The following is a 19,454-nucleotide window of genomic DNA, read 5'->3' as shown; positions in this document are numbered from 1 at the left end:
GGCAACTCTCAGCTAGTCAGAGGGTGTTGACCCAGTTGGTCAGCAGGGCGGCGCCGGCGTCGCCGGACTTCTCGGGGTGGAACTGGGTGGCCCAGAGCGGGCCGTTCTCGACGGCCGCGACGAACGGCTGCCCGTGGGTGGCCCAGGTGACGAGCGGGGCGTGCATCCGCGCGCTGTGGACCTCCAGCTCCCAGTGGCGCACCCCGTAGGAGTGCACGAAGTAGAAGCGGGTGTCGGGGTCGAGGCCGGCGAAGAGCCGGCTGCCCTCCGGGGCCTGGACCGTGTTCCAGCCCATGTGCGGGACGACCGGGGCGTCCAGCGGCTCGACGGTGCCCGGCCACTCGTCGCAGCCGGCCGTCTCCACCCCGTGCTCGACCCCGCGCTCGAACAGGATCTGCATCCCGACGCAGATGCCCAGCACCGGGCGGCCCCCGGCGAGCCGGCGGCCGATGATCTGCTCGCCGCGAACGGCCTTCAGCCCGCGCATGCAGGCCTCGAAGGCGCCGACGCCGGGCACCAGCAGGCCGTCCGCGTCCAGCGCGGCCTGGAAGTCGGAGGTGACGGTGACGTTCGCCCCGGTGCGCTCGACGGCGCGCTGGGCGGAGCGGAGGTTGCCCGACCCGTAGTCGAGTACGACGACGTTCTTGCCCATGTTCAGGTGTCCATGTCTGTGGGGTCTCTCGACGGGTTCAGATGCGCATGACGCCGGAGGCCAGGCAGAGCACCGAGCCTATGGCGAGCACCGCGATGACGCCCTTCGGGATCTTCTGCTTCCAGAACGAGATCACGCCGCCGGCCAGGAAGAGCCCGACGAAGATGAGGACGATCGCGGCCTTGCTCACAGCGCACCCTTGGTCGACGGGAGGATGCCGGCCGCGCGCGGGTCACGCTCGGCGGCGTAGCGCAGGGCCCGGGCCAGCGCCTTGAACTGGCACTCCACGATGTGGTGCGCGTTGCGCCCGTACGGCACGTGGACGTGCAGGGCGATCTGCGCCTGGGCCACGAAGGACTCCAGGATGTGCCGGGTCATCGTGGTGTCGTAGCTGCCGATCATCGGCGCGATCCGCTCCGGCTCGGTGTGCACCAGGTAGGGGCGGCCGGAGAGGTCCACGGTGACCTGGGCGAGCGACTCGTCCAGCGGGACGGTGCAGTTGCCGAAGCGGTAGATGCCGACCTTGTCGCCGAGCGCCTGCTTGAAGGCGGCGCCCAGGGCGAGGGCGGTGTCCTCGATGGTGTGGTGGGTGTCGATGTGCAGGTCGCCGTCGGTCTTCACGGTGAGGTCGAAGAGGCCGTGGCGGCCGAGCTGGTCGAGCATGTGGTCGTAGAACCCGACGCCCGTGGAGATGTCGGTCTTGCCGGTGCCGTCGAGATCGATCTCGACGAGGACCGAGGTCTCCTTGGTGGTGCGCTCAACGCGTCCGATACGGGACATGGCGGATCTACAGCTCCTTGATCACGGTGCGGACGGCGTCCAGGAAGGCGTCGTTCTCGGCGGGGGTGCCGGCGGTCACCCGCAGCCACCCGGGGACGCCGTTGTCCCGGACCAGGACGCCCTGGTCGAGGATGGCCTGCCAGACGGCGTGGGTGTCGGCGAAGCGGCCGAACTGGACGAAGTTGGCGTCCGAGTCGGTGACGTCCAGCCCGAGGCCGCGCAGCGCGTCCACCAGCCGGTCGCGTTCGTCCTTGAGCCGGCCGACGTACCCGAGCAGGGTGTCGGTGTGCTCCAGGCAGGCCAGCGCGGTGGCCTGGGTGACGGCCGACAGGTGGTACGGCAGCCGGACCAGCTGCACGGCGTCCACCACGGCGGCGTCGGCCGCCAGGTAGCCCAGGCGCAGCCCGGCCGCGCCGAAGGCCTTGGACATGGTGCGGCTGACCACCAGGTTGGGGCGGCCCTCCAGCAGCGGCAGCAGCGAGGCGCGGTGCGAGAACTCGACGTACGCCTCGTCCACGACCACCAGGCTGGGCCCGGCGGCCTGCGCGGCCTCGTACAGCCGCAGCACGGCGTCGGCGGCGACGGCGGTGCCGGTCGGGTTGTTCGGCGAGCAGATGAAGACCACGTTCGGCCGGTGCTCGGCGATGGCCTTCTCGGCGGCCGCCAGGTCGATGGTGAAGTCCTCGTTGCGCGGGCCGGAGATCCACTCGGTGCCGGTGCCCCGGGAGATCAGGGCGTGCATCGAGTAGGAGGGCTCGAAGCCGAGCGCGCTGCGGCCGGGCCCGCCGAAGGTCTGGAGCAGCTGCTGCAGCACCTCGTTGGAGCCGTTGGCCGCCCAGACCTGCTCGCGGGTGCGGGCGAACCCGGTGGTCCGGGTCAGGTAGCCGGCCAGGCCCTCGCGCAGCTCGACCGCGTCCCGGTCGGGGTAGCGGTTGAGGTGGCGGGCGGCCTCGGCGACGCGCTCGGCGATCCGGGCCACCAGCTCCTCGGGCAGCGGGTACGGGTTCTCGTTGGTGTTCAGCTGGACGGGCACGTCGAGCTGCGGCGCACCGTACGGGGACTGCCCGCGCAGCTCGTCACGGATGGGGAGATCGTCAATCCTCATGAACCGGGAACCGTCCACTCGAAGCGGGCCTTGATCGCGTCGCCGTGACCCGGCAGGTCCTCGGCCTCGGAGAGGTTGACCACGTGCGCGGCGATGCCGGCCAGGGCCTCGCGGTCGTACTCGACGACCTGGACGCCGCGCAGGAAGGTCTGCACGGACAGCCCCGAGGAGTGGCAGGCGCAACCGCCGGTCGGCAGCACGTGGTTGGAGCCGGCCGCGTAGTCGCCGAGCGAGACCGGGGTGTACCGGCCGATGAAGATCGCGCCGGCGTTGCGGACCCGGGCGGCGACCGCGTGGGCGTCGCGGGTCTGGATCTCCAGGTGTTCGGCGGCGTAGGCGTTGACCACCGCGAGGCCCTGGTCGAGGTCGTCGACCAGGATGATGCCGGACTGCCGGCCGCCCAGCGCCTCGGCCACCCGCTCGCTGTGCCTGGTCCGGGCGACCTGCGTCTTCAGCTCGGCCTCGACGGCCTCGGCCAGCGCGGGCGAGTCGGTGACCAGCACCGAGCCCGAGGTCGGGCCGTGCTCGGCCTGGCTGATCAGGTCGGCGGCGACCTCCGCCGGGTCGGCGCTGTCGTCCGCGAGGACGGCGATCTCGGTCGGCCCGGCCTCCGAGTCGATGCCGATCCGGCCGGCGAAGTAGCGCTTGGCGGCGGCCACGTAGATGTTGCCCGGGCCGGTGACCAGGTTGACCCGCTCGCACTCCTCGGTGCCGAGGGCGAACATGGCGACCGCCTGGGCCCCGCCGACCGCGTACACCTCGGTGACGCCCAGCAGCGCGCAGGCCGCCAGGATGGTCGGGTGCACCCGGCCGCCGAACGCCTTCTGCGGCGGCGAGGTCACCGCGATGCCGGTGACGCCGGCCTCCTGCGCGGGCACCACGTTCATCACCACGGACGACGGGTAGACGGCGAGGCCGCCCGGCACGTACAGGCCGACCCGGTCCACCGGCACCCAGCGCTGGGTGACGGTACCGCCCGGCACGACCTGGGTGGTGTGCCCGGCGCGGCGCTGGTCGGCGTGGACCAGGCGGGCGCGGCGGATCGACTCCTCCAGCGCGGCGCGCACCTTCGGGTCCAGCGTCTCCAGGGCCTCGGCGATCTGCTCGGCCGGCACCCGGGTGGACTCCAGCCGCACACCGTCGAACCGCTCGGTGATCTCGATCAGCGCCGCGACCCCACGATGGCTCACGTCCTCGGCGATCGGCCGCACCTTCTCCAGGGCGGCCGCCACGTCGAACTCGGCACGGGGCAGCAGGTCACGCGGGTCGTCGAGCGAGCCGCGCAGGTCGATTCGAGAGATCACGCCACCCAGTGTAAGGAGTGGCCGGAACCACCGGCCCCGCATTTCAGTCCGTGATACGAAAGGCGAGACGACCGGGGGAAGCGGGGGGACCATGGCAGAACCGGCACCGGACGGCTGGAGTCCGGTCGAACAGGGCCTCTGGGAGGCGTTCCGGCAGGGCGAGGTGTACGACCTGAGCACCGGCGACGCCGAGCTGGACGCCCCCTTCGGCACCGCCGTCTGGGGGCCCGGACGCAGCGTACGCGCCGAGGTCCTGGCCCACCTGCTGCTGGACGGTCCCGCCCCCGCCCCGGGCCGGGTCGCCTCGCTCCGGCTCACCGGCGTCCGGATCACCGGCCCGCTGAACCTGGCCGGCGGCACCATCCGGCAGTACGTCGAACTGCGCGACTGCCGCTTCGAGCGGAAGGTGCTGATCTCCGAGGCCGACGCCGCCACCCTGCGCCTGGTCCGGTGCCTGATCCCGCGGCTGGAGGCCTCCCGCCTCGTCACCTCGGGCGATCTGCACCTCGCCCGCTGCCGGCTCCCGCAGGGCCTGCGGCTCACCGACGCCCGGATCGGCACCGACCTGCTGCTCAACCAGGCCGTCCTGGGCGGTGACCGGTTCGGCCGGGCGCTGTCCGCCGACGGCATGGCGGTCCACCAGGACTTCGAGGCCGACCGGCTGGAGTCCCGCGGCGAGATCAGCCTGCGCACCGCGCGGATCGGCGGCCGGCTCTCCCTGCGCGGCGCCCAGCTGCACGCCGTCCCGGAGAACCGCAACGCCCTCAACGCGGTCCGAATAACCGTCGGCCACACCCTGTACCTCAGCGGCTCGGCGGACGGCGGCTGGTACGGCTCGCAGTCCTACTACGGCTCCGGCTACGGCGAACTCCCGCCACCCGGCTCGCCCAGCACCCCGTTCCGCGCCTTCGGCCAGGTCCGGCTCTCCGACGGCCGGTTCGAGAACGCCTGTCTGCTCTCCGACGCCGAGTTCCACCTCGGCCCGGACGACGAGGTCACACTGCGCCGCATCCAGACCCCCGAACTGCGCTTCACCTGCCGCTTCCCGAACGAGGGCGCCGTCTCGCTCTCCCGCGCCCGGATCGGCAACCTGGTCGACGCCCCCGGCTCCTGGCCGCACGGCCGCAGCCTCGGTCTGACCGGCTTCACCTACGAGTGCCTGCGCCCGGCCGTCCCGTTCACCGTCCAGCAGCGGATCGCCTGGCTGGAGGGCTCCTCGGTGGAGTTCCAGCCCGAGTCGTACGAGCAGCTGGCCACCGCCCTGCGCCGGGACGGCGCCGACGACGACGCCCGCGAGGTGCTCTACGCCAAGCAGCGCCGCCGCCGGCAGAGCCTGCCGCTGCCCGCCCGGGTCTGGGGCCGGATCCAGGACGTCACCGTCGGCTACGGCTTCCGCCCCGGGCGGGCCGCGCTCTGGCTGCTGCTCGCCTGGGCGCTGGGCAGCCTCTACTTCGCCACCCACCGGCTCGAACCGCTGAAGGCCGACGAGCGCCCGCACTGGAACCCGGTCCTCTACGCGCTCGGCCAGCTGCTCCCGGTCGTCGACCTCGGCCAGCAGGGCTGGAACCCCGGCGGCACCGCCCAGTGGGTCTCCTCCGGTCTGGTGATCGTCGGCTGGGTGCTCGCCACCACGGTCGCCGCCGGCGCCACCCGGATGCTCCAGCGCGGATGACCCCGGATGCGCCGGTGGAGAACCCGGGAGCACTCGCCCGCTCCGGGGAACTACGCTGTCCGCCGTGACAGAACGGCTGCCGCTCTTCCCGCTGAACACCGTGCTCTACCCGGGCCTGGTGATGCCCCTCAACGTCTTCGAGGAGCGCTACCGCCGTCTGGTCGCCGACCTGCTCGCCCTCCCCGAGGACCAGCCGCGCCGGTTCGGCGTGCTCGCCATCAAGGACGGCCGTGAGGTCGCGCCGGTCCGCGCCGACGACGGCCCGGCCGGGCCGCTGGACGGCCTGGGCACCGCCACCGGCGACCCGCTGGAGGCGCTGTACCACATCGGCTGCGTGGCCGACCTCGCCTCGGCGCAGGAGCAGCCGGACGGGCAGTACGAGCTGCTGGTCACCGGCACCACCCGGTTCCGGCTGCGCTCGGTGGACACCGGCGGCCCCTACCTGACGGGCGAGACCGAAACGGTCGAGGAGCAGTCCGGCGAGGGGGCGGGGGCCCTGGCCGCGGGCGTCGAGCGGGCCTTCCGGACGTACCAGAAGCGGCTCGCCGGGGCCAACGAGGCCAGCACCGTCGGCCGGCAGGAGCTGCCGGCCGACCCGCAGGTGCTCTCCTACCTGGTGGCCGCGGCCACCGTGTTCGAGACCCCGGTCAAGCAGCAGCTGCTGGCCTGCCCGGACACCGCGCAGCGGCTGCGCTCCGAACTGGAGCTGCTGCGCCGCGAGACGGCGGTGCTCAGCTGGCTCCCGTCGCTGCCGGCGGTGGATCTCACCCGCCAGTCCTTCAGCCCCAACTGACCGGCCCGAACGACCAACCCGACCCGAGCACCCGACCGACCCGGCGGGCCCGTCGCGGCCCGCCCACCCCTGGAGAACCGGTATGGCCAAGAAGCCGAAGAAGGGCGGCCAGGGCACGCCCGCCACCGTGGCCCTGGAGAACGCCGCCGTGGCGTTCACCGTGCACGCGTACGAGCACGACCCGGCCGCCGCCTCCTACGGCGGCGAGGCCGCCGAGGTGCTGGGCGTCCCGGCCGACCGGGTGTTCAAGACCCTGGTCGCCGACGTGAACGGCGTCCTCACGGTGGGCGTCGTCCCGGTGGCCGGCCAGCTGGACCTCAAGGCCCTCGCCGCCGCCGTCGGCGGCAAGCGGGCCGCGATGGCCGACCCGGCCGCCGCCGAGCGCAGCAGCGGCTACGTCCTGGGCGGCATCTCGCCGCTCGGCCAGCGCCGCCCGCTGCGCACCGTCGTGGACGACAGCGCCCTGGCCCACCCCACGGTGTACGTCTCGGCCGGCCGGCGCGGCCTGGAGGTCGAACTCGCCCCCGCCGACCTGATCACCCTCACCGGCGCCCGGACCGCCCCGATCGGCCGCTAGGGCAGCTCAGGGCTGCTCAGGGCTGCCTCAGGGCTTCCGCCCGTCGAACGGCTGCTCCACGGGGTGCGCCTGCGCCCCGTGGAGGGGCTGCTCCACGCCGCCGGGCCGGTCCACCGGGTGCGGCTGGTCCACCGGCGCACCGCCGGCCACCGCGGGCGGGCCACCCGCTCCGGGTGCCCCGTCCGTGGCCGCGGGCAGTCCGTACGGCCCGGCCCAGTACGGCGGCGGGTCCTCCTCGCGCTTGCCGAACGCGGCCGACAGGGCCAGCAGCACCACCATCGCGGCCATCGGCCAGACCAGCACGGCACCGTACGCCCCGAGGTCCAGGTCGGCGCTGAAGTGCCCGCCGTCGCCGACCTTCCGGGCCTGCGCGACCAGGTCGCGGCTGGGGCCGAGCCAGCGGCCCAGCCCCCAGGCGCCCAGCGAGGCCAGCAGGCCGCCGACCGTCAGCCCGACCGCGACCGCGATGCCGCCGCCGCGCCGCCGGGTCACCAGGAACGCCCCGAGCGCGGTCAGGATGCCCAGGCCCAGCCCGATCAGCACGAAGACGCTGTCGGCCCCGGCCCGCTGCTCGCCCTCCGGGTCGCCGTAGAGGATCCGGTTGCCGTCCACCACCAGCGGCACCTTCGGCGCCAGCCAGACCCAGAGCCCGGCCATCGCCAGGCCCAGCAGCAGACAGACCAGCACCATGATCGCCCCGACCTGGAGCTCGGGCAGCAGCCGCCGCAGCGACGCCCGCGGGTCGGCCTTGCGGACGGGCGCGAACTCCAGGCCCGGCGGCGGCCCGTACGCGGGCGGCGCCCCGTACGGGTTCGCCGCGGCGGCCGGGGCCCGGTCGACGGGTGCGTCCGCGGCGGTTCCGGCGGTCGCGTCCGCGGCGGCCCGCGAGGGATCCGGAGGTGTGTTCGGTACGGTCACGGGGCCCATCGTTTCACGATCGCCGCCCGAACGGCCCCGGCACCCGTACCGCAGGATCGTTCCGCTACCGGGTGGTGGCCCGCCGGTACGCCCAGGTGGCGACGGCCAGCGACACCACGCCCACGCCGGCGCAGACCGCCAGGTCGCCCGCGACCAGCGCCCAGTCCGGATCGGCCGTGAACGTACGGGCGAACGCCTCGACGCCGTACGTGGACGGGAGCAGGTCGCGCAGCCAGAGCACCGGCTGCGGCAGGTGGTCCACCGGGAGCACGCCCAGCAGCAGCGCCGCCGACATGCCGAGCTGGCCCAGCATGGTGGCGATCTCCTGCCGGGGCGCGAGCAGCCCGCAGGCCGCGCCGAGCCCGGACAGCGCCGCGCCGGAGAGCGGCACCACGGCGAGCAGCACCCACAGGTGGGTCACCGGGAGCCCGAACATCCAGGCCCCGGCGGCGGCCGTCACCAGCGTGCCGGGCAGCGTGAACGAGGCGTACGCGGCGGCCGCCCCGAGCACCACCGAGGCGGCCGGGACGGGCAGCGTCGCGTAGTGGTCGAGGCCGCCGGTGGCCCGCAGCCGGCCGAAGTACTGGGCGAGCAGGTTGAGCGCGACGAACGCCACCACCAGCACGCTGGAACCGGCCACCACCGAGCGCGCGGCCGAGGTCTGCCCCGGGTCCACGACGCCGCGCATCATCACCAGGATGCCGAGCGACTGGAAGGTGGCCACGAACAGCAGCGGGATCCGCGCCACCTTGGCCCGGGCCAGCTGCGCCCGGTAGACGGCGGCCAGCGCGGGCAGCAGCCGGGCGGCGGGCGCCAGCGGGGCGGGCCCGCCGTCGGCGACGGCGGCGGCCTGCGGCGGCACCGAGAGCAGCGTCATCGGCGGCCATCTCCCCACACGCCGCCGGTGGCGCACCGGCGGCTCTCTCGCAGCATCACTTGGCCAGTCCTCCGTGGCGGCCGCCCAGCTTGAGGTAGGCGTCCTCAAGGCTCGGGGTGGCCAGGGTGAAGTCGTCCAGGGCGGCGAAGGCGGGGCCGGTGGTGACGGCCGCGACCAGTTCGCGGGCCTGCTCGGGGCTGGTGCGCACGGTCCAGCGGCGGCCGGTGCGCTCGGCCCGCTCGGCGAGGGCCGCGACGGCGGGCACGTCCAGCGGGGCCTCCGTCCGCCAGACCAGGTCCAGCCGGACGTCGCCGTCGACGAGTGCCTTGAGCCCGCCCGGGGTGTCGCAGGCGATGACCCGGCCCTCGTCCATCACCGCGACCCGGTCCAGGACGGTCTCCGCCTCGATCACGTTGTGGGTGACCAGCAGCACCGTCGTGCCGCGCTCGGCCCGGCGCCGGTCGACGGCGCTCCAGACGGAGCGGCGGGCGACCGGGTCCATGCCGGTGGTCGGCTCGTCCAGCACGAGCAGCGGCCGCTCCCCCACCAGCGTGGCGGCGAAGCAGGCGAGCCGGCGCTGCCCGCCGGACAGCTTGGCCAGCGGCCGGTGGGCGAGCGGTTCGAGGGCGAGCTCGGTGAGCACCTCGGCGGTCTCGGCGCGGGCGTGCGCCCGGCTGAGCCCGCGCAGCCGGCCGGTGGTCTCGGCGGCGAGCGCGACGGTCAGCTCGTCCAGCGCGGTGGACTCCTGACCCAGGTAGCCGAGCAGCCGGGCGGCCCGCTCGGGGTGGCGGACCACGTCGTGACCGAGGAGTTCGATCGAGCCCGAGTCCGGGCGCAGCAGCCCGGTGAGCTGGCGGACCAGGGTGGACTTGCCGGCCCCGTTGGGCCCCAGCAGCCCGAAGATCTCGCCCCGCCGGACGGTCAGGCCGACGCCGTCATTGGCCCGGACCTCGGTGGCGGCGCCGCCGCGCCCGGCGCGGTACGTCTTGACCAGGTCCCGTACGGCACAGCACGGCGAGGTCTCCCGGGGTGCCCGCCTGGCCGTCTCACTCACGAGCGAAGACTCTACGCGGTGGAGCGCCCGAACCCGACGACGGGTCCTGATCACCGGGAGGCGGGGCGGCCGTCCCTAGCCGTCCCTAGTCGTCCGCGACCAGGTCGCCGCCGGGGACGCGGGCGGCCAGTTCCTTCCAGAAGCCGGCCCGGATCGCGTACCGGTCGTGCTCGTCGATCTGGTCGTCCTTGTGCGCGAGCAGGCCGAAACGGGCGGCGTAGCGCAGCAGTTCGCCGTCCACCCGGTGCGGGATGCGCGGATAGTCGGGCCAGAGCACGGTGAGCCGTTCGACGTCGCCGAGCCGCTCGGTCCAGCGGCGGGCGAAGACCTGGCCGACCTCGTGGGCGTCGCCGCCGACGGAGGTGATGTCCTCCTCGCGGTCGGCCCAGCGCTGTTCGGAGGTGGTGAGCTGGGCGAGGGTGGGCAGGCCGTCGCCCGCGGTGACGGCGGGTTCGGCGGTGGGCCGCTCGACCCAGCCCCGGTCGGAGGACCAGCGCAGCACCGGGCCGGTCTGGCTCGCCAGGGTCGCGGTCTGGGCGGGGGCCGCCCGCCCGGCGAGGTCCTTGGGGGTCGGGACGACCTTGAGGGCGGTGGCGGCCGGCTGCGCGTGCCCGTTCGCTGCGGGGACGGCCGCGACGGCGGGCTCGGGCAGGGCGGCGGGCCGTACACCGGGCACCGGGGCGGCCGCGGGCGGGGCGGCGAGGATCTTGGCGATCTCGTGGCGCGGCCCCGGGGCGGGGAAGACGGCCGCGCTCTCGCGCGGGCTGAACGAGCCCTCGATCCACTCGCGGTCCAGCACCCGGCGTTCGTCGGCCTCGCCGACCAGGTCCTCGGACTGGTTGAAGTCCCCGTCGGCGGCCTGGAGCGCCCACAGGTGGACGACCACGCCGTGCTCCTTGGCGGACATCATGCCCGGCAGCAGGTCGCCGTCGCCGGTGATCAGCACGACGTCGGCGCAGGCCCGGTTGCGGGCGAGTTCGGAGAGTTCGGCGTGCATGGCGGCGTCCACGCCCTTCTGCACCCAGCGGCCCTCGGCGCGGGTGAGGGCGCCGAGCCGGACGGTCACCCTGGGCAGCACCCTGAGCCGGCGGTGCTCGGGCATCGGGCGGCGGTCGGGGGCGGCGTCGAACCAGTAGATCCGCAGCAGCGGCAGGCCGGTCTCGGCCTCGGCCCGCTCACGAAGTGCGGTGATCAGCGCGGTGTGGTCGACCGTCACCCGGGAGCGGGACGCGTCCCCGGCGAGGAGGCTGGCGGCGGCGCCCAGCAGGTATCCGGCATCCACCAGGACGACACAGCGATCCATCGCGCACCTCTTTTCGCTCGCCCTCGGGTCAGGCCGCCGGGGGGTCGGCGGTACGGGGTGGGCACGACCGGCCCGGCGCCGCGGCGGCGGCGGGGGTGAGGGGGGCCCGCAGCCGCCCGATCGTTGGGTCACCTTTACCCCTGGTTCGCGCGCCGAACCTCGGCGGATGTCGCGGTCCCGCAACAGGCGTCCCAACGAAACGCAAAGCGGGCCCCGTCCAACGACGGGGCCCGCCAGGGGTTACGGGGGCGTCAGCCCCGCAGCTCGGCGGCGACCAGCTCGGCCAGCTGGACGGCGTTGAGCGCGGCGCCCTTGCGCAGGTTGTCGTTGGAGACGAACAGCGACAGCCCGTGCTCCACCGTCTCGTCCACCCGGATGCGGCCGACGTAGCTCGGGTCCTGGCCGGCGGCCTGGAGCGGGGTGGGGATGTCGCTCAGCTCGACGCCGGGGGCGGCGGCCAGCAGCTCGACCGCGCGCTCGACGCTGATCGGGCGCTCGAAGCGGGCGTTGATCTGCAGCGAGTGGCCGGAGAAGACCGGGACGCGCACGCAGGTGCCGGCGACCTTGAGCTCCGGGATGCCGAGGATCTTGCGGCTCTCGTTGCGGAGCTTCTGCTCCTCGTCGGTCTCGTTGGAGCCGTCGTCGACGACGGAGCCGGCCAGCGGCAGCACGTTGAAGGCGATCGGCCGGGCGTACACCTTGGGCGCGGGGAACTCGACGGCCGAGCCGTCGTGGGCCAGCGCGGCGGCGCCGTCCACGACCTTGGCGGCCTGCTCCTGGAGCTCGGCCACACCGGCCACGCCGCTGCCGGAGACGGCCTGGTAGGTGGAGACGACCAGGGCGGCGAGGCCGGCCTCCTCGTGCAGCGGGCGCAGCACCGGCATCGCGGCCATGGTGGTGCAGTTCGGGTTGGCGATGATGCCCTTGGGGCGGTCGGCGATCGCCTCGGGGTTGACCTCGGAGACGACCAGCGGGACCTCGGGGTCGCGGCGCCAGGCGGAGGAGTTGTCGATCACGACCGCACCGGCCGCGGCGGCCTTGGGGGCGAGGGCCTTGGAGGTGGAGCCCCCGGCCGAGAAGATCACGATGTCCAGGCCGGTGTAGTCGGCCGTGGCCGCGTCCTCGACGGTGACCTCGGTGCCCTGCCAGGGCAGGGTGCGCCCGGCCGAACGGGCCGAGGCGAACAGCCGCAGCTGCTCCACCGGGAAGTTGCGCTCCGCAAGGATCTCGCGGACGACGCCGCCGACCTGGCCGGTGGCACCGACAATGCCGATCTTCATTCCGACTACTCCTCTTTGATGTCGCTGTTCACAGCCGCACTCTGCCCATCATGCCTTGTCACGGGGGTGGGGCGACCTGTCATTCCACGGTGTGAGAGGGCGGACCAGCCCTAGTGGTCCAGACCACTGGCGAACTCCGGACCAGTAACGAGGTCCAGCGCCGCCGCGACCTCCGCCGCGCCGGCCGGCAGCAGCGGCAGCCGCACGTCCGGGGTGGGGATCCGCCCCTGGGCGTGCAGCACCCCCTTGACCACGGCCGGGTTGGGCGCGGCGAAGACGGCACCCGCCAGCGCGGCGAGCCGGTGGCCCAGCGCCCGGGCCCGCGGCACGTCCCCGTCCTCCCAGGCGGCGGCCAGTTCGGCGAACCGGGCGGTGGCCAGCTGGGCGGAGGCCAGGATGCCGCCGGCCGCGCCGAGCGCCAGCATCGGCGAGAGGAAGGCGTCCTCCCCGGTCAGCACCGCGAAGCCGGCCGGTGCGGCGGCGAGCAGCTCCACGGCGTCCTGGTCGAGCCCGCCGGTCGCGTACTTGACGCCCACCACGCCCGGTACGGCGGCGAGCCGGAGCAGCGCGGCGGCGGAGAGCGCCTGCCCGGTGCGGTAGGGGATGTGGTAGACGACCAGCGGCAGCGGGCTCACCTCGGCGAGCCGGCGGAAGTGCTCGACCGTCCCGGCCTCGCCGGGCCGCAGGAAGGCGGGGACGGTGACCAGCGCCGCCGCGGCCTGCGGCACCTGCTTGCCGAGGACGGCCAGTGCCTCCCCGACGCTCCGGGTGTCGCCGCCGTGGGCGCCGACCACCAGCTGCCCGCCGCGCTCGGCGCAGGCCGCCGCGCAGACCTCGACCACCGCCTGCCGCTCCGGCGCGCTCAGCGCGGCGGGCTCGCCGGTGGTGCCGAGCGCGACCAGGCCGGCCGCGCCGTCGTCGAGCACCGAGCGGGCGAGGCGGTCGAGTGCGTCCAGGGCCACCGAACCGTCCTCGGCGAACGGGGTGACCAGCGGGACGTGGATGCCCTTGAGTTCCATGGTCACGATCCTGCGATCCATCGATCCCCCAGGTCCAGTTCAGATTTCCGAGGCTTCTCGTAAGCTGATCCGATGCTCGATGTACGACGCCTGCGTCTGCTGCGCGAACTGGCCCATCTCGGCACCATCGCCGCCGTCGCCGAGGCGCTGTCGTTCAGCCCTTCGGCGGTCTCCCAGCAGTTGTCCGTGCTGGAGAAGGAGGCCGGTGTCCCGCTGCTGGAGCGCACCGGGCGGCGGGTCGCCCTGACGCCCGCCGGGTGGAACCTGGTCCGGCACGCCGAGGCGGTGCTGGCCCGGCTGGAACAGGCCGGCGCCGAACTCGCCCACGCCAGGCAGGGGCTGGCCGGTCCGCTGCGGATCGGCACCTACCCCTCGGCGGCCCGCGCGATCATCCCGGCGGTGCTGGCCGAGCTGGCGGCCTGGCACCCCGGCCTGGAGCCGATGGTGACGGAGGTGGACCCGGCGGGCGTGGCGGCGGCGCTGCGCGCGGGCGAGCTGGACGTGGCGCTGGTGCACGAGTACGACCTGGTGCCGGCCGAACCGGAGCCGGGCCTGGCGCTCACCCGGCCGGTGTTCACCGAGCCGATGTACCTGGCGGCCCGCGCGGCGGGCACGGTCGCCGAGCAGCGTGCCGCCCCGTGGATCATGGCGCCGCCGGGCACGCTCTGCCACGGCATGGCCGTCCGGGCCTGCGAGGGCGCCGGCTTCACGCCCAGGATCCGGCATCAGATCGACGACTTCACCACCGTGCTGGCCCTGGTGGCGGCCGGTCAGGGGGTGGCGCTGGTGCCGCAGCTGGGCGCCGCGCAGCCACCGCCGGGCGTGGTGCTCACCCGGCTGCCGATGTACCGGCGCACCCGGGCCGCCTTCCGCGCGGGCGCGGGCTCGCACCCGGCGATCTCGGCCTTCGTCTCGGCCCTGCACACGGCCGTCCCGCCGGGCCTCGGCGGCGGGTCGTGAGTCCTCGACGACCCGCCGCCGCGGCCTGGTTCAGCTGGCCAGGCAGCTCGGCCCGAGCAGCTGCTTGAGGTCCCCGAACAGCGCCGGGTCGGACTTCACCCGGTGCCGGTCGAGCCGCAGCACGGTGGTGCGCCGGTGACCCTCCAGCCGCAGCCGGACCTCGGTGGTGCCCTTGTGGTGGGTCAGCACCTCGCCGAGCCGGGCGACCAGCGGCGGGGTGATCCTCACGCTGGGGATGTTGATGATGATCGGCGCCTCGGCGTGCGCGTTGGAGAGGTCCGGGACGGACAGCTCCATCCCCATCAGCCGTGGCACGTCCTCCCGCTTGTCGAGCTTGCCGCGGACGAACACCACGGTGTCCTCGACGAGTTGGGAGGAGACCAGCTGGTAGCTGGCGGGGAAGAACATGCAGTCGATGGAGCCGGCCAGGTCCTCCACGGTGGCGATCGCCCACGCGTTGCCCTGCTTGGTCATCTTCCGCTGGAGGCCCGAGATGATGCCGCCGATGGTGATGATGGTGCCGTCCGGCCGATCGGCGAGGTCGGCCACCGCGCAGTCCGCCTTGTCGGCGAGCACGTGCTCGATGCCGTGCAGCGGGTGCGAGGAGACGTACAGGCCGAGCATCTCCCGCTCCTGGGTGAGCAGGAAGGACTTCTCCCACTCCTCCTCGGAGAAGACCACGTCCAGCCCGAAGCTCGGCTCGTCGCTCACCGTGTCGCCGCCGAAGAGGTCGAACTGCCCCTCGGCCTCCTTGCGCTTGACCCCGACGACGTTGTCGATCATCGGCTCGAACTGCGCGGTCAGGCCCTTGCGGGTGTGCCCGAGCGAGTCGAACGCGCCCGCCTTGATGAGGGATTCGACGGTCCGCTTGTTGCAGACCACCGACTCGACCTTGTCCAGGAAGTCGGGGAAGGAGCTGAACTTCCCCTTGGTCTTCCGGGTGCGGATCATCGAGTCCACCACCGGCCCGCCGACGTTGCGGATGGCCGTCAGACCGAACCGCACCAGCTCGTCACCGTGCGGGGTGAAGTCCGAGTCCGACTCGTTGACGTCCGGCGGGAGCACCTGGATGCCCATCTTGCGGCACTCGTTGAGGTACACCGCCGACTTGTCCTTGTCGTCCTTGACGGACGTGAGCAGGCCGGACATGTACTCGGCCGGGTAGTTGGCCTTGAGGTACGCCGTCCAGTACGAGACCAGCCCGTACCCGGCGGTGTGCGCTTTGTTGAACGCGTAGCCGGAGAAGGGGACGAGCACGTCCCAGACCGCCTGGATCGCCGCGTCGGAGTAGCCGTGCTCGCGGCAGCCCCTCTGGAACGGGACGAACTCCGCCTCCAGGATCTCCTTCTTCTTCTTGCCCATCGCGCGGCGCAGCAGGTCGGCCTGGCCGAGCGAGTAGCCGGCCAGGATCTGCGCGGCCTTCTGCACCTGCTCCTGGTAGACGATCAGGCCGTAGGTCGGCTTGAGGATCTCCTCCAGGGGCTTCTCCAGCTCCGGGTGGATCGGGGTGATCTCCTGCTGGCCGTTCTTGCGCAGCGCGTAGTTGGTGTGCGAGTTGACGCCCATCGGGCCCGGTCGGTACAGCGCGAGAACGGCGGAGATGTCCTCGAAGTTGTCGGGCTTCATCAGGCGCAGCAGCGAACGCATCGGCCCGCCGTCGAGCTGGAAGACGCCGAGCGTGTCACCGCGGGCGAGCAGTTCGTACGTCGGCTTGTCGTCGAGGGGCAGATCAAGCAGGTTGATCTTGATGCCCTTGTTCTTCTCGATCGCCTTGACGGCGTCGTCCATGATCGTCAGGTTGCGCAGGCCGAGGAAGTCCATCTTGAGAAGGCCGAGGCCCTCACAGGTGGGGTAGTCGAACTGCGTGATGGTGACGCCGTCGGTGTGCCGGGTCCAGACCGGGATGTGGTCGGTCAGCGGCTCGGCGGACATGATGACACCGGCCGCGTGCACACCGGGCTGGCGGATCAGGCCCTCGATACCGCGCGCGGTGTCGATCACCTTGCGGACGTCCGGGTCGGTCTCGTACAGCCCGCGGATCTCGCCGGCCTCGCTGTACCGCGGGTGCGAGGAGTCGGTGATGCCCGACAGCGGGATGCCCTTGCCCATGACGTCCGGCGGCATCGCCTTGGTGATCCGGTCGCCCATCGCGTACGGGTAGCCGAGGACCCGCGAGGAGTCCTTGATGGCGGCCTTCGCCTTGATGGTGCCGTACGTGACGATCATGGCGACCTTGTCGGAGCCCCACTTCTCCGTCACGTACCGGATCACGTCACCGCGCCGGCGCTCGTCGAAGTCGATGTCGACATCGGGCATGGAGATGCGCTCGGGGTTGAGGAAGCGCTCGAAGATCAGACCGTGCGGGATGGGGTCGAGGTCGGTGATGCCCATCGCGTAGGCGACCAGCGAACCGGCCGCCGAGCCACGGCCGGGGCCCACCGCGATGCCCTGCTCCTTGGCCCACATGATGAAGTCGGCGACCACGAGGAAGTACGCCGGGAACCCCATCTGGATGATGGTGTCCATCTCGTACTCGGCGAGCTTCTTGTGCTCCTCGTCGTACCCGTTCGGGAAGCGCCAGTCCATGCCCTTCCACACCTGGGACTTGAAGAAGTCCGCCTCGGACTCGAAGCCCTCCGGGATCGGGAAGCGCGGCATGAGGTTCTTGAACTCGAACATGCCGGCGGTGTCGACCCGGGAGGCGACCAGCAACTGGCTGTTCCGGCAGCCCTCCTGCCAGGCGTCCGAGGAGTCCAGCGCGTACATCTCGGCGGCCGACTTGATGTAGTAGCCGGTGCCGTCGAAGCGGAAGCGGTCCGGGTCCGAGAGGTTCTTGCCGGTCTGCACGCAGAGCAGCAGGTCGTGGGCGCCGGCGTCGCCCTCGGTGGTGTAGTGCGAGTCGTTGGTGACCACCGGCGGGATGTTCAGCTTCTTGCTGATCTCGATCAGCCCGTCGCGGACCCGCTTCTCGATGTCCAGGCCGTGGTCCATCAGCTCCAGGAAGTAGTTCTCCTTGCCGAAGATCTCCTGGTAGTCGGCGGCCGACTTCAGCGCCTCGTCGAACTGCCCGAGCCGCAGCCGGGTCTGCACCTCGCCGGAGGGACAGCCGGTGGTGGCCATCAGGCCGGCCGCGTGCTCGGAGATGATCTCCTTGTCCATCCGGGGCCACTTCACCAGCCAGCCCTCGGCGTAGGAGCGCGAGGTCAGCTTGAAGAGGTTGTGCAGCCCCTGCTTGTTGCGGGCCCAGATGGTCTTGTGGGTGTAGGCACCGGACGCCGAGACGTCGTCCCGCTTCTGGTGCGGCTGCCCCCACAGGATGCGCTTGGTGTTGGAGCGCGAATCCGGCGCGACGTACGCCTCGATGCCGATCACCGGCGTGATCCCGGCGGCCGTGGCCTGCTTGTGGAACTCCGCGGCGCCGTACATGTTGCCGTGGTCGGTCATCGCGACATGGGTCTGCCCCAGCCGTTCGACTTCCTTGAACAACTGCTTCAGCCGGGCGGCACCGTCCAGCATCGAGTACTCGGTGTGGACGTGCAGATGCGCGTACGGCTGATCGCTCACGGCGGGGCCTCCGGAGGCTCGTGCTGTCTGGTTGGCCGGCGAACGCGCAGGTCACAGCGGATGATCACGCCACGCTGAAACAACTGAGGCCCGAGCCTGCACCAGCGCCCGGACCGACCTCACACGTTCACCCCCCTACTCTAGCCCCCCGCAAACACCGCCAGCCGCACCCGCGCGGCCGCCCGCACCGCGGCCTCCTCCATCGGATCGTCGCGCAGATACGCCAGCCGCTCACGCACCACCGGCCCGTCCGGCGCCCGCTCCACGCCCAGCAGCCGGGCGCTCTCCTCGCAGTCCCAGAGACACTCCGCATACGCGTCGGCCAGCCCGGCCGGGCCGATCGCGGCCAGCGCCTCCAGGTACGCGGTCCGCTCGTACGAGTGCGGCGTCCAGAGCCAGAACCGGCGCAGCAGCGACACCGCCCCACCCGCCCCGGCCCCGAACCTCGCCAGCCCGAGCGCCGTACCGTCCGGGCCGCACCACTGCCGCTCCACCCAGCACCGTTCGAGCTCCGCCACCAGCGCCGGCACCCCGGGGTCGAGGTCGGGCCCAGGGTCGGGCCGGTGGTCGCCCCGTGGCGGTGCTTGCGGACCGAGGCCGTGCCCGCCCTCCCGGACGTGCTCGCGCAGTGCCTCCCGGGCCTGCGCCGAGCCGCCGAGCGCCAGCAGCTCCAGCACCCGGGTGGCCCGCTCGCAGGTGTCCCGGTCCGCCGTCAGCAGCGCGGTCACCGGTTCCGGGGACAGTCCCAGGTCCCGGATCAGCCGGGCCAGGTACAGGTGCCGGCTGTCCGCCTGGCCGTCCCACCGCCAGTCCCACCGGACGCAGCCGTACACCAGCCCGGCGGCGGCCGACGGATCCTCCGCGGCCATCCGGGCGCCCAGCCCCCGGCCGCGCTGGAGCAGCCCGGGCAGCGTCCCGGCCGGCGCGTAGTCGAGTCCGCACCGCGCCCTGTCGCCTGTCACCACTCCCCCGCCCCGGCCCTCAGCCGTCCAGCTCGGCCAGGAAGTCCAGCGCGACGGCCCAGGTCCGCTCGGCGGCCTCGGCGTCGTAGTCGGCCAGGTCGGGGTCGGTGAAGAGGTGCCCGGCACCCCGGTAGCGGTGGATCTCGACGTCCGCGCCGGCCTTGCGCATCCGCAGGTACCAGGCGTTCAGCCAGTCCTCGGTCTCGAACGGGTCGGGCTCGGCCACGTGCAGCTGGACCGGGATCGAGGTGGCCGCGTCCTCCCGCAGGTCGGAGGTGCCGTGCAGAAGCAGCAGCCCGCACGCCTGCTCGTCGGCGAGGGCGAGGTTCTGGGCGAGCGAGCCGCCGAGCGAGAAGCCCGCGTAGACCAGGCCCTCGGCGACCGGGGCCTCGCCGTTGACCGGGGTGAGCAGCGGGGCGGCGGCGCCGACGGCCCGGCGCAGCAGCTCGTCGCTGCCGACCTCCTCCTTGTACGCCATGCCCGCCTCGACGTCGTCGAAGGTCCGGCCGTCGAAGAGGTCGGGGGTGTGCACGGTGTGCCCGGCGGCGCGCAGCCGGTCGGCGGCGGCGTGGACGGCGGAGCGCAGCCCGTAGACGGAGTGGAAGAGGACGATCTGGGCCACGGTTCGGCTTCC

Annotated in this window: 18 protein-coding genes; 4 read left to right on the top strand and 14 right to left on the bottom strand. The window is 73.1% G+C overall.

All coding sequences use genetic code 11. From position 1 onward, the window contains the following. Positions 1 to 16: 16 nt before the first annotated feature. The 5 genes from hisH to hisD are packed head-to-tail and all read right to left on the bottom strand — an operon-like array spanning position 17 to position 3,841. Positions 17 to 652, bottom strand: a complete 636-nt coding sequence (gene hisH, locus AB0P06_RS13185; RefSeq protein ID WP_363607341.1) for an imidazole glycerol phosphate synthase subunit HisH — start codon at positions 650 to 652, stop codon at positions 17 to 19. A 37-nt stretch (positions 653 to 689) separates the two neighbouring features. Beyond that, positions 690 to 842: a hypothetical protein gene (locus tag AB0P06_RS13180; RefSeq protein ID WP_363607340.1), complete on the bottom strand. Its 153-nt coding sequence runs from the start codon at positions 840 to 842 to the stop codon at positions 690 to 692. Beyond that, positions 839 to 1,432: an imidazoleglycerol-phosphate dehydratase HisB gene (gene hisB / locus AB0P06_RS13175; RefSeq protein WP_363607339.1), complete on the bottom strand. Its 594-nt coding sequence runs from the start codon at positions 1,430 to 1,432 to the stop codon at positions 839 to 841. The genes AB0P06_RS13180 and hisB overlap by 4 nt, the downstream gene beginning before the upstream one ends. Before the next feature lie 7 nt (positions 1,433 to 1,439). After that, positions 1,440 to 2,537 carry a histidinol-phosphate transaminase gene (locus AB0P06_RS13170; RefSeq protein WP_363607338.1) on the bottom strand — a complete coding sequence of 366 codons (1,098 nt, stop codon included), beginning with the start codon at positions 2,535 to 2,537 and terminating at the stop codon, positions 1,440 to 1,442. Next, complete coding sequence (gene hisD / locus AB0P06_RS13165; RefSeq protein WP_363607337.1) at positions 2,534 to 3,841, bottom strand: histidinol dehydrogenase; 1,308 nt, start codon at positions 3,839 to 3,841, stop codon at positions 2,534 to 2,536. The genes AB0P06_RS13170 and hisD overlap by 4 nt, the downstream gene beginning before the upstream one ends. 91 nt (positions 3,842 to 3,932) lie before the next feature. Here hisD and AB0P06_RS13160 point away from each other — a divergent pair, with 91 nt between their 5' ends. From AB0P06_RS13160 to ybaK, 3 genes are all read left to right on the top strand, one after another. Then, positions 3,933 to 5,513, top strand: a complete 1,581-nt coding sequence (locus AB0P06_RS13160) for an oxidoreductase (protein ID WP_363607336.1) — start codon at positions 3,933 to 3,935, stop codon at positions 5,511 to 5,513. A gap of 64 nt (positions 5,514 to 5,577) precedes the next feature. Further along, positions 5,578 to 6,306 carry an LON peptidase substrate-binding domain-containing protein gene (locus tag AB0P06_RS13155; RefSeq protein WP_363607335.1) on the top strand — a complete coding sequence of 243 codons (729 nt, stop codon included), beginning with the start codon at positions 5,578 to 5,580 and terminating at the stop codon, positions 6,304 to 6,306. A gap of 82 nt (positions 6,307 to 6,388) precedes the next feature. Then, positions 6,389 to 6,883, top strand: a complete 495-nt coding sequence (gene ybaK / locus AB0P06_RS13150) for a Cys-tRNA(Pro) deacylase (RefSeq protein WP_363607334.1) — start codon at positions 6,389 to 6,391, stop codon at positions 6,881 to 6,883. Positions 6,884 to 6,910: 27 nt separating this feature from the next. Here ybaK and AB0P06_RS13145 read toward each other — a convergent pair whose 3' ends face one another. The 6 genes from AB0P06_RS13145 to AB0P06_RS13120 form a co-directional block, all read right to left on the bottom strand. Next, on the bottom strand, positions 6,911 to 7,801 hold the full coding sequence (locus tag AB0P06_RS13145; protein ID WP_363607333.1) for a hypothetical protein: 891 nt from the start codon (positions 7,799 to 7,801) through the stop codon (positions 6,911 to 6,913). Positions 7,802 to 7,865: 64 nt separating this feature from the next. After that, a complete protein-coding gene (locus tag AB0P06_RS13140; protein ID WP_363607332.1) occupies positions 7,866 to 8,678 on the bottom strand; it encodes an ABC transporter permease in 813 nt (270 codons plus the stop codon). 55 nt (positions 8,679 to 8,733) lie between these two features. Then, positions 8,734 to 9,732 (bottom strand): ABC transporter ATP-binding protein, encoded by a 999-nt coding sequence (locus AB0P06_RS13135; protein WP_363607331.1) that lies wholly within the window; start codon positions 9,730 to 9,732, stop codon positions 8,734 to 8,736. Positions 9,733 to 9,817: 85 nt separating this feature from the next. Continuing rightward, positions 9,818 to 11,035, bottom strand: a complete 1,218-nt coding sequence (locus tag AB0P06_RS13130) for an NYN domain-containing protein (protein WP_363607330.1) — start codon at positions 11,033 to 11,035, stop codon at positions 9,818 to 9,820. A 251-nt stretch (positions 11,036 to 11,286) separates the two neighbouring features. After that, positions 11,287 to 12,315 (bottom strand): aspartate-semialdehyde dehydrogenase, encoded by a 1,029-nt coding sequence (locus AB0P06_RS13125; protein WP_363607329.1) that lies wholly within the window; start codon positions 12,313 to 12,315, stop codon positions 11,287 to 11,289. A 110-nt stretch (positions 12,316 to 12,425) separates the two neighbouring features. Beyond that, entirely contained in the window at positions 12,426 to 13,334 is a 909-nt protein-coding gene (locus AB0P06_RS13120) for a dihydrodipicolinate synthase family protein (protein ID WP_363607386.1), read from the bottom strand. Between the two features lie 72 nt (positions 13,335 to 13,406). Between AB0P06_RS13120 and AB0P06_RS13115 the strand changes: the two genes are divergently transcribed. Then, the gene (locus AB0P06_RS13115) at positions 13,407 to 14,294 is read left to right on the top strand and encodes a LysR substrate-binding domain-containing protein (RefSeq protein ID WP_363607328.1); all 888 of its coding nucleotides are present in this window, start codon (positions 13,407 to 13,409) and stop codon (positions 14,292 to 14,294) included. Positions 14,295 to 14,324: 30 nt separating this feature from the next. Here AB0P06_RS13115 and dnaE read toward each other — a convergent pair whose 3' ends face one another. The 3 genes from dnaE to AB0P06_RS13100 all read right to left on the bottom strand — a co-directional run bounded on the left by dnaE (position 14,325) and on the right by AB0P06_RS13100 (position 19,442). After that, a complete protein-coding gene (gene dnaE / locus AB0P06_RS13110) occupies positions 14,325 to 17,858 on the bottom strand; it encodes a DNA polymerase III subunit alpha (protein WP_363607327.1) in 3,534 nt (1,177 codons plus the stop codon). A gap of 140 nt (positions 17,859 to 17,998) precedes the next feature. Continuing rightward, positions 17,999 to 18,820: a hypothetical protein gene (locus tag AB0P06_RS13105; protein ID WP_363607326.1), complete on the bottom strand. Its 822-nt coding sequence runs from the start codon at positions 18,818 to 18,820 to the stop codon at positions 17,999 to 18,001. Positions 18,821 to 18,839: 19 nt separating this feature from the next. Next, positions 18,840 to 19,442, bottom strand: coding sequence for a dienelactone hydrolase family protein (locus AB0P06_RS13100; protein WP_363607325.1), 603 nt, complete (start codon positions 19,440 to 19,442; stop codon positions 18,840 to 18,842). Between the last annotated feature and the right edge of the window lie 12 nt (positions 19,443 to 19,454).

The organism is Kitasatospora sp. NPDC088351 (genome assembly GCF_040685575.1).
Taxonomy (GTDB): Bacteria; Actinomycetota; Actinomycetes; order Streptomycetales; family Streptomycetaceae; genus Kitasatospora.
Note: the sequence above shows the minus strand (reverse complement) of the source record. Positions and strands in the feature narration are given on the sequence as shown.

Coding starts and splice junctions, on each gene's coding strand:
- AB0P06_RS13115 (WP_363607328.1), top strand. CDS start 13,407: ATGCTCGATGTACGACGCCTGCGTCTGCTGCGCGAACTGGCCCATCTC.
- AB0P06_RS13130 (WP_363607330.1), bottom strand. CDS start 11,035: ATGGATCGCTGTGTCGTCCTGGTGGATGCCGGATACCTGCTGGGCGCC.
- AB0P06_RS13120 (WP_363607386.1), bottom strand. CDS start 13,334: ATGGAACTCAAGGGCATCCACGTCCCGCTGGTCACCCCGTTCGCCGAG.
- ybaK (WP_363607334.1), top strand. CDS start 6,389: ATGGCCAAGAAGCCGAAGAAGGGCGGCCAGGGCACGCCCGCCACCGTG.
- AB0P06_RS13160 (WP_363607336.1), top strand. CDS start 3,933: ATGGCAGAACCGGCACCGGACGGCTGGAGTCCGGTCGAACAGGGCCTC.
- hisH (WP_363607341.1), bottom strand. CDS start 652: ATGGGCAAGAACGTCGTCGTACTCGACTACGGGTCGGGCAACCTCCGC.
- hisB (WP_363607339.1), bottom strand. CDS start 1,432: ATGTCCCGTATCGGACGCGTTGAGCGCACCACCAAGGAGACCTCGGTC.
- AB0P06_RS13125 (WP_363607329.1), bottom strand. CDS start 12,315: ATGAAGATCGGCATTGTCGGTGCCACCGGCCAGGTCGGCGGCGTCGTC.
- AB0P06_RS13140 (WP_363607332.1), bottom strand. CDS start 8,678: ATGACGCTGCTCTCGGTGCCGCCGCAGGCCGCCGCCGTCGCCGACGGC.
- AB0P06_RS13170 (WP_363607338.1), bottom strand. CDS start 2,537: ATGAGGATTGACGATCTCCCCATCCGTGACGAGCTGCGCGGGCAGTCC.